At 67.6% G+C, this 9,366-nt stretch carries 3 protein-coding genes; all 3 read left to right on the top strand.

Going from position 1 to position 9,366, the window contains the following annotated elements; all coding sequences use genetic code 11:
• Positions 1–89 precede the first annotated feature (89 nt).
• The 3 genes from PI990_RS30745 (at position 90) to PI990_RS30735 (ending at position 9,354) form a co-directional block, all read left to right on the top strand.
• Positions 90–968: a peptidylprolyl isomerase gene (locus PI990_RS30745; RefSeq protein WP_081711565.1), complete on the top strand. Its 879-nt coding sequence runs from the start codon at positions 90–92 to the stop codon at positions 966–968.
• Positions 955–1,824 carry a peptidyl-prolyl cis-trans isomerase gene (locus PI990_RS30740; protein WP_184491886.1) on the top strand — a complete coding sequence of 290 codons (870 nt, stop codon included), beginning with the start codon at positions 955–957 and terminating at the stop codon, positions 1,822–1,824. The genes PI990_RS30745 and PI990_RS30740 overlap by 14 nt, the downstream gene beginning before the upstream one ends.
• 147 nt (positions 1,825–1,971) lie before the next feature.
• Positions 1,972–9,354: a hypothetical protein gene (locus PI990_RS30735; protein ID WP_271659426.1), complete on the top strand. Its 7,383-nt coding sequence runs from the start codon at positions 1,972–1,974 to the stop codon at positions 9,352–9,354.
• The last annotated feature ends 12 nt before the right edge of the window (positions 9,355–9,366 follow it).

The raw sequence follows: 9,366 nt of genomic DNA, 5'->3' as shown, positions 1-9,366 counted from the left end.
TTTGTGAGTCGAGTCACACCCCTGTTTGTGGCCGACCTGTATATCGCACCCGCGATAAAAGGAATTTGACCTTATTAAGGTGGTGATCCATGAAGCAGTTCCCACGCCTCGCCTTGGCGTCCTCGATCCTGGCCCTGCTCCTGGCGGGCTGTGATTCCTCCAGCGATTCCATCGCCGAGGTGAACGGCAAGCCGGTCACCCAGGCGCAGTTCGACGCCTTCCTCAAGTTCAAGCGGGTTCCGGCGCAGAACGCCGAATGGGTCAGCCGCGAGCTGGACGAGTACCTGGAGCGCGAAGGCCTGGCCGGCCAGATCGAAGCCCAGGGCCTGCTCCCCGCCGAGCAGGTGGAGACCGAGGTGGCCGAGTTCCGCAAGCAGATGCTGATCAGCCGCTACTTCGAGGAGTTCCTCCGCGAGCGGGTGACCGACGAAGCGGTGCGCAACTTCTACGCCACCAACCCCGACCAGTTCCAGGCGCGCAAGGTGCACGTCGCCCATATCCTCCTGCGCACCAACCCCGGCATGAGCGAGAACGAGCGCCAGGCCCTGCTGAGCAAGGCCCAGGAAGTGCAGTCGCGGATCAACGCCGGCGAGGACTTCACCGCGCTGGCCGCCACCTTCTCCGAGGACCAGCTGTCCGCCAAGCAGGGCGGTGACCTTGGCTGGCTGCAGGAAGGCGCCATCGACCCGGCGTTCAGCGGCAAGGTATTCGCCATGAAGCCGGGCGAGCTGTCCGAGCCCGTGGTCACTCCCTTCGGCTTCCACGTGATCAAGGTGATCGAAGGGCCGCAGGTGGTGAAGCAGCCGTTCGAAGCGGTCAGTGGCGACATCCGCTATCGCCTGCGCCAGGAGGCCAAGCAGGCCGAACTGGAGCGCCTGGCCAAGGCGGCGAAGATCGATCGCAAGACGCCCCCGGCCCCTGCCGAGGGCACTGCCGCCAAGGAAGGCGAAGACCGTGCCGCGGGTTGAGTGGACGCTGGGTTGCCTGCTGGCGGCGCTGCTGCTGGCCGGCTGCCGTGACGACGACGGTGCCGAGGCCCTGGCGCAGGTACCGGTCGAGCCGTCGGCGACCCTGGTCACGGTGGACGAAAGCCCTATCACCCGGGCCCAGCTGGAGCTGACCGTCGAGCGCACCCTGGGCGAGTCGGCACCGCTGTTCGCCAACGACGAAGTGGAACGCAAGATCCTCGACAGCCTGGTGGCCAGCCGCGCCATGGCCCTGCTCGCCGAGCGCGAACTGGATGCCGGCGAGCGCGCCCAGCTGGACCTCAAGGCCCAGGCCTACCGCGAAGAACTGCTGGTGCGCCACTACCTGGAGCAGCACGCCACGCCGGAGCCGGTGACCAGCGAGCAGGTGGCCGACTACTACCAGCGCCACCCCGAGGAATTCGGCGGCGGCGTGGAAAAGAGCTTCGAAATCATCACCAGCGACCAGGAGCTGGATGAAACCCAGCGCGCCGAACTCATCGCACTGCTCAGCGGTGCCGAGGTGCAGGGCAACGACTGGCAGAAGCGGGTGGCCGCCTGGCGCGCCGCCGGCAAGCCGCTGGAATACCGCAGCAACCGCATCAAGCCCGAACTGCTGGAGCAGCCCCTGCGCAGCCTGGTGGAACCCACCCAGGCGGGCAGCATCGCGCCGCTCTACGTGGACGGCCAGATGCTGCTGGTGCGGGTGACCGCCGAGGAGCGCCTGCCGGCCAGGCCGCTGTCGGAAGTGAGTGGCGAGATACGCGAGAAACTGGCGCCGCAGGCCCTCAAACAGGCGGTGAAAAGCCTGAGTGAAGAGGCGACGCGCCAGGTGAAGGTGCAATACAGCTCGCGCTAGATGAGCCGATTGCGAAGAGCCGGCCGATAGGTGCCGGCATAGGGAAACGGCAGGGCAGCCTGTACAACAGTGGACGGACGAACTATGGGGATGCTGGGGGGGCAGGGCAAGCGGTGCCAGCTGCTGGCGGGGCTGGCATGGCTCCTTTTGACCAGTGGCGGCCTGGCGCAGGCGGCCGAGTCCTGTCGCGCCCTGTTCACCGGTGGCCTGCAGACCCATGGCGCCGGCGGCGTCGTCTTCCAGTGGGGCGGCACGCTGCAAGGCAACCCTAGCCAACTGATCGACACCCCCCGCGTACAGAACCCCTGGGGCGCCCCCAGCTGCGGCAGCCGCGACTGCCAGGCCAGCGGCCTGGAGGCCGCCGGCTTCGCCGGCCTGACCCTGCCCGCCATCAAGGGCGAGCATGACCTCAACCTGGGCTATCTCGGCGTGGGCGAAGCGGGCGGCGGCGAACTCAACCGCTACCGCACCGTCAACGTCGACGCCGGCGGCACCCTGACCTTCAACGCCCGCCACCAGGCCTACTACATCCAGCGCCTGAGCATCGGCTATGGCGCCAAGGTCACCCTGGCCCCCGGGCGCTACTGGATCGGCCAGCTGGACATGGCCTCCAACAGCCAGCTGCTGGTCACCGGCGGCAACGCCCGGGTCCTGCTCGGCTCATCGCTGAACCTGCCCTACCAGGCCAGCGTCAACGGCGAGGGCAGCGCCGAAGCGTTGCAGCTCTTCGTTCGCGGCAACCTGAGCCTGGAGTCGTCCGCCACCGTCGGCGCCCTGGCCTATGTGGAAGGGGATTACCGCGGGGCCTTCGCCTCGCGCCTGCGCGGCGGACTCAACGCCCGCAACGCCGTGGTGGACACCGCCGCGCGCATCGAAACGCGCATGGACGCCATCGCCACCCTGGGCTGGAACACCCAATGCAGCGAGCGCCGCGACCTGGATGGCGACGGTGTGCTCGACCTGTTCGATGAGGATACCGACGGCGACGGCTACGACGACGAAGCCGAGCGCCTGGCGGGCAGCGACCCGCGCAATGGCCAGAGCGTGCCCCAGGTGACGCCGCCCACCACCCAGCCGAGCCAGTGCACCGCGGCCTTCGCCAAGGGCCTGCAAAGCCATACCGCTGGCGGCCGCATCAGCTTCGGGCTCAACGCCCAGCTGCGTGATGGCGTTTCCGCCTACCTGCCGGCGAGCCGGGTCGACAGCAGCTTCGCCTCCCTGGCCCGCAGCTGCGGCACCCAGGATTGCCAGCCCAGCTACACGCCTGCCCCCGTGCCGCAACTGCCGGCCTTCCTCAAGACCGGCTCCAGCTTCAACCAGGACCTGGGCTACGGCGCCACGCAGGTGATGGACGGCAGCCGCACCGAGTGGCGCCGGCTGAATGTCGCCGGCATGGCCACGGCACGCTTCACCAAGCCGGGCGCGTATCGCCTGCGGGAGCTGGAAGTGGGCTACCGCGGCACCCTGGAACTGTCCGCCGGTGACTACTGGATCGAGAAACTCACCCTGGCCAGCGAGGCGCGCATCGTCCCGCGCGGTGCCGGCACGGTGCGGCTGCACGTGGCACAGAATCTCGAACTGCCCTGGCAGGCCCGTCTCAATGCCGAGGCCTCCGGCCAGGCCCGTGACCCCTCGCAGCTGGTGGTGCTGGCCGAAGGCAACGTCGTGCTGGGCTCCAACACCACGGTGGCCGGCTTCGTCTACGCCCGTGGCAACCTGACCCAGCAGTACGCCTCCCAGCTCACCGGTGGCGCCGTGGCGGCGAACCTGAGCCTGGAAACCCAGGCCCAGGCGCGCCAGGACCTGGCCGCGCTGGGCAAGGTCGACTTCGGCCTGCTCTGCGACCTGGATGGCGACGGCATTGGTGACAACCTCGACCCGGACCGCGACGGCGACGGCATCTCCAACGATTACGAGATCCAGCTCGGCTACAACCCGGACGACAAGAACAGCACCCCGCCGGACATGGACAAGGACGGCATCCCGGACGCCCTGGACGACGATCGCGATGGTGACGGCGTACCCAACGCCCAGGACGCCTTCCCGGACGATCCCAAGGAAAGCAGCGACCTCGACGGCGATCAGATCGGCGACAATGCCGACACCGACCGCGATGGCGATGGTGTGTCCAACGACATCGAAATCCAGCTGGGCTTCGACCCCAACGACAAGAACAGCACACCGCCGGACCTGGACAAGGACGGCATTCCGGATGCCCTGGACGATGACCGCGATGGTGACGGCGTGCCCAACGCCCAGGACGCCTTCCCGGACGATCCCAAGGAAAGCAGCGACCTCGACGGCGACAAGATCGGCGATAACGCTGACCTGGATCGCGATGGCGACGGCATCTCCAACGACTACGAAACCCAACTGGGCTTCGACCCCAACGACAAGAACAGCACCCCGCCGGATATGGACCGCGACGGCATCCCCGACGCGCTGGATTACGACCGCGATGGCGACGGTGTAGAGAACGACAAGGACGCCTTCCCGGACGACCCCACGGAAAGCAGCGACCTCGATGGCGACAAGATCGGTGACAACGCCGACACCGACCGCGACGGTGACGGTGTTGCCAACGACATCGAAATCCAACTCGGCTTCGACCCCAACGACAAGACCAGCACCCCGCCGGACCTGGACAAGGACGGCATCCCGGATGCGCTGGACGACGACCGTGACGGTGACGGTGTGCCCAACGCCCAGGACGCGTTCCCGGACGATCCCACCGAGAGCAGTGACCTCGACGGCGACAAGATCGGTGACAACGCCGACACCGACCGCGACGGCGACGGCATCTCCAACGACTATGAAACCCAGTTGGGCTTCGACCCGAACGACAAGACCAGCACGCCGCCGGACCTGGACAAGGACGGTATTCCGGATGCCCTGGACGATGACCGTGACGGCGACGGTGTGCCCAACGCCCAGGACGTGTTCCCGGACGATCCCACCGAGAACAGCGACCTCGACGGCGACAAGATCGGCGACAACGCCGACACCGACCGCGATGGCGACGGCATCTCCAACGACTACGAAACCCAGCTGGGCTTCGATCCCAATGACAAGACCAGCACGCCGCCGGACCTGGACAAGGACGGCATCCCGGATGCTCTGGACGATGACCGCGACGGCGACGGCGTACCCAATGCCCAGGACGCCTTCCCGGATGACCCGGCTGAAAGCAGCGACCTCGACGGCGACAAGATCGGTGACAACGCCGACACCGACCGCGATGGCGACGGCATTTCCAACGACTACGAAACCCAGTTGGGCTTCGACCCCAACGACAAGACCAGCACCCCGCCGGACCTGGACAAGGACGGCATCCCGGATGCGCTGGACGACGACCGCGACGGCGATGGTGTGCCCAACGCCCAGGACGTGTTCCCGGACGACCCCACCGAGAGCAGCGATCTCGACGGCGACAAGATCGGTGACAACGCCGACACCGACCGCGACGGTGATGGCATCTCCAACGACTACGAAACCCAATTGGGCTTCGACCCCAATGACAAGACCAGCACGCCGCCGGATATGGACAAGGACGGCATCCCCGACGCCCTGGACAACGACCGTGATGGCGATGGTGTTTTGAACCCTGACGACGCCTTCCCGGACGATCCCACCGAGAGCAGTGACCTCGACGGCGACAAGATCGGCGATAACGCCGACACCGACCGCGATGGCGACGGCATTGCCAACGACATCGAGATCCAGCTCGGCTTCGACCCGAACGACAAGAACAGCACCCCGCCGGACCTGGACAAGGACGGCATCCCGGATGCGCTGGACGATGACCGCGACGGCGACGGTGTGCCCAACGCCCAGGACGCTTTCCCGGATGACCCCACCGAGAGCAGCGACCTCGACGGCGACAAGATCGGCGACAACACCGACCCGGATCGCGACGGCGACGGTATTGCCAACGACATCGAGATCCAGCTGGGCTTCGACCCGAACGACAAGACCAGCACGCCGCCGGACCTCGATAAGGACGGCATCCCGGATGCGCTGGACGACGACCGCGATGGCGACGGCGTACCCAACGCCCAGGACGCGTTCCCGGACGATCCCACCGAGAGCAGTGACCTCGACGGCGACAAGATCGGCGACAACGCCGACCTGGATCGCGATGGCGACGGCATCTCCAACGACTACGAAACGCAGTTGGGCTTCGACCCCAACGACAAGACCAGCACGCCGCCGGACCTGGACAAGGACGGCATCCCGGATGCGCTGGACGACGACCGCGACGGCGACGGCGTGCCCAACGCCCAGGATGTCTTCCCGGACGACCCCACCGAGAGCAGCGACCTCGACGGCGACAAGATCGGCGACAACGCCGACCTGGATCGCGATGGCGACGGCATCTCCAACGACTACGAAACCCAGCTGGGCTTCGACCCGAATGACAAGACCAGCACCCCGCCGGACCTGGACAAGGACGGCATCCCGGATGCGCTGGACGACGATCGTGATGGCGACGGCGTGCCCAACGCCCAGGACGCGTTCCCGGACGACCCCACGGAAAGCAGCGACCTCGACGGTGACAAGATCGGCGACAACGCCGACACCGACCGCGATGGCGACGGCATCTCCAACGACTACGAAACCCAGCTGGGCTTCGACCCGAACGACAAGAACAGCACGCCGCCGGACCTGGACAAGGACGGCATTCCGGATGCGCTGGACGATGACCGCGACGGCGACGGCGTGCCCAATGCCCAGGACGCCTTCCCGGATGACCCCACCGAGAGCAGCGACCTCGACGGCGACAAGATCGGCGACAACTCGGACCCGGACCGCGACGGCGATGGCGTCAGCAACGACGACGAAGTGGCTGCCGGCACCAACCCGAACGACCCCACCAGCTTCCCGGATCGCCAGCCGCCGGTCGTGGCCATCGAGGGCCCTGAGGTCATCAGCGTCAACGAAGACAGCGTCACCCTGCGCGGCAGCGCCAATGACAGCGCTTCCGGCATGGCGCGCCTGGAGTTCACCTCCGACCGCTTCCCCGGCACCCGCTTCGCCGTGACCCTGCAAGGCAGCCAGTGGACCGCCAGCGTACCGGTGCTGGAAGGCACCAACCGGCTGACCCTGACCGCCTTCGACAAGGCCGGTAACCAGGCGAGCCTGGCGCGCACGGTGGAGCGCCAGCCGCTGGCCAGCGACATCGCCCTGACGGTGGACTACCCGCTGCCGGGCGCCACGGTGAAGGACGCCAACCTGGTGGTGCGCGGCCAACTGCGCAGCGACAAGGCCGCCCAGCGCATGGAGGTATTGGTCAACGGCGTGCCGGCCAGCCTGTCGGCCACTGGCCAGGTCACGCTGTTCGGCTTCCAATCCACGCCCATCACCCTGCAGTCGGGCTCCAACACCCTGACCATCCAGGCCTGGGTGGACCAACGCAGCATCCAGCGCAGCCTGGTGGTGACCTACCAGCCGCCCCAGGCCAGCTTCAAGCCGCCGCGCTTCGACAACCTCTCGCCCGCCAATGGCAGCCTGCTGCCGGGCAACGGCTTCATGCTCGGTGGCCAGGTATTCGCCGAGGCCGGCCTGGAGCGCATCAGCGTCGGTGGCCGCAACCTGGCCCTGCGCGAGCCGGGCGCCCAGCTGCATGACCTGAAAGAGGCACTGAACGTACCGGTGGGGCAGAGCAGCTACTCCGTCGAACTGCTGGCCCGCGACCGCAGCGGCCAGGAGACCCGCCAGACCCTCAGCTGGAAGCTGGACCAGGTGCCGCCACAGATCACCCTCGACCAGCCCCTGGTGGAGCTGCCGGCGAAGAACCGCGTCAGCGAGCAGCCCTATCCCCTCAAGGGCACCCTGCGCGAAACCAACCTGTCGAGCTTCCAGATCAACGGCACCGACGTGACCCTGGAGCCCGGCGCCCAGGCCGGCGAGTTCCGCTTCGCCAGCCGCATCGCGTTGCCCATCGGCCAGCCGGTGAGCGTGACCCTGGACGCCCGCGACCAGGCCGGCAACCAGCTGCGCCACGAGTACAGCCTGGAGCTCTCGGCCCAGGCGGCCATCAGCTGGGTCATCCCCACCGAGGGCACCGAACTGCTCAACCTGGGCGAACCGGTCTCCTTGCAGGTGGCGGCGCGCATCGAGGACCTCAGTGGCCTGCTGGCGCCTCGGGCCATGCTGCTGGCGGCCAATGGCGACCTGATCGCCGATGCCCCGCTGACCGGCGACACCACGCTGAAGAGCGCCACGCTGCAGATCCCGCCGCAGAGCGGCCAGTACCAGTTGCTGGCGGTTCTCCAGGGCGCGAATGGCCAGGTGGTGGCGCAGAGCGCGCGGAGCATCACCCTGGTCACCCCGCAACAGGTGCCGGTGGCCCTGGAGCGCGTCGAGCCGGCGAACAATGCCCGTTTCGTCGAGCCCAACGGCTTCATCAGCCTCTACTTCAACCAGGCCATCGACCTCGCCAAGCTGGAACTCGATGTCCACCAGACTGCCCACGGCATGTCCTACGTCGACCTCGACGGCCTGGGCACCAGTGCGCTCAAGGCCCAGGGCTACCAACTGGTGCGGGTGGACTTCGACCATCAGAACGTGGTCGGCGCCCTCTCCGAGCTGCCGGGCAGCCAGGTGATCGCCTTCTACCCGGAGAAGGACCTGGCCTATGACGCCGAGGTGTCGGTGGAGGTGCGCTACGACGGCCTGGAGCTGGAACGCCTGCGCTATCGCACCCGCGCACTGCCGACCTTCATCTCCGGCGTGGTGCTGGATCAGCTGCAGGAGCCGGTGGCGAACATCGAAGTGCGCCTGGAAGAGCTGAACCGCAGCGTGCGCACCAACCGTGACGGCGCCTTCAACTTCGGCTTCGGCGACACTGCCGAGCAGACCATCCCCGGTGGCCAGTACCGGCTGCTGCTCAACCCGGGTTCGGGCAACCGCGGGTACGGCGCCGACAGCCGCGCTGTCACCGTCCAGGGCGGCCAGCGCAACGACTTCGGCCAGATGCAGTTGGCGCAGCTCAACACCACGCTGCCCTACGTGCCGGTGAAGGGCGGCAGCCAGCTGAGCCTGCTGGAAGGCGAGCTCAAGCTCGACCTCAGTGGCGCGCGCCTGCAGTTCCCCGATGGCCGCCAGGAGGGTGACCTGCATGTGCAGATGTTGCAGTTCAGCGAGCTGCCGTACCCGGTCGAACCGCTGGCGATGCCCTACTGGATGTATGCGCTGCAACCCGCCGGGGTCAGCGTCCAGGGCTCCATCGGCGTCGACCTCGCCGCCCTACGCCTGGGCAACACCCTCGACTACCTGCCGCCGGACGGCTCCTACGTGGTGATGGTGGGGCTGGATCGCCAGGCCGCGCGCATCGTCCCCGTGGGCGTGGGCGTGATCGGCAACGGCCGCATCCGCAGCCAGGGGGGGCTGGCCCAGGACAACCTCGATCTCTTCGGCTTCGCCCTGGCGGGCCTCGAAGCGCAGCCTGCGCTCAAGGCCTATGCCGACGGCGAGCTCAACCTGCGCCAGCTGCAGGCCGAACTCTATCGCTTGAACAAGGGCCGCTGAGGCGGCCAAGGG

Source organism: Pseudomonas sp. TUM22785 (assembly GCF_028198105.1).
Classification (GTDB): Bacteria; Pseudomonadota; Gammaproteobacteria; order Pseudomonadales; family Pseudomonadaceae; genus Metapseudomonas; species Metapseudomonas solani.
Note: the sequence above shows the minus strand (reverse complement) of the source record. Positions and strands in the feature narration are given on the sequence as shown.

Coding starts and splice junctions, on each gene's coding strand:
- PI990_RS30745 (WP_081711565.1), top strand. CDS start 90: ATGAAGCAGTTCCCACGCCTCGCCTTGGCGTCCTCGATCCTGGCCCTG.